This is a genomic window from Bartonella capreoli (assembly GCF_902813205.1).
GTDB classification, from domain to species: Bacteria; Pseudomonadota; Alphaproteobacteria; order Rhizobiales; family Rhizobiaceae; genus Bartonella; species Bartonella schoenbuchensis.
The window spans coordinates 1-515 of the sequence record NZ_CADDZX010000137.1 but is presented as its reverse complement, the minus strand read 5'-3'; the positions used below and the strand labels follow the sequence as shown (position 1 = coordinate 515).

Annotated in this window: 1 pseudogene; it reads right to left on the bottom strand. The window is 26.8% G+C overall.

The features are described 5' to 3' along the window. Positions 1 to 270: 270 nt before the first annotated feature. Positions 271 to 515: pseudogene (locus J7R05_RS07735) on the bottom strand (RibD family protein); the annotation flags it as partial.

Genomic DNA, 515 nt, shown 5'->3' with positions numbered 1-515 from the left:
TTTCATTTTATAATACTTGTTTTATTTTTTTTGGGTATTATAACGGTTAAAAATATAACACCTATAAAATTAATTTTTTTGGGGGTGGTTAAAATCCCCGTGTTTGTTTTAAAAATTTTTTTGTTTTGCTAATAATATATGTTTATTTACTCTCCTACTCTCTCCAAGAACGCGAATATATTTATAAAGAACAAAAAAAAACGGAACAAAAATATAAGGAAAAACAACTATATAAATTAATGTTAAATTATATTAAAGTTCATTTTTTATTTTTTTTCTTTTTTCTGCAATAGTTGCATTAGAAATAATCCATGTAGAGATTTTTGTTGCTGTTTGTATAACCTTTGCATCAAATGGTATACGTAAATTTGCGTCTAAAATAATACGTACAGGAGAGCGCATTTCAATCCCAAGCAAACGGCAACATAATTACGAGTTATCTGCTAATATAGTGCCAATGCCAACCATAATAGCATCATTTTGAGAACGCAGAATATGAGTATATGTATGATCTT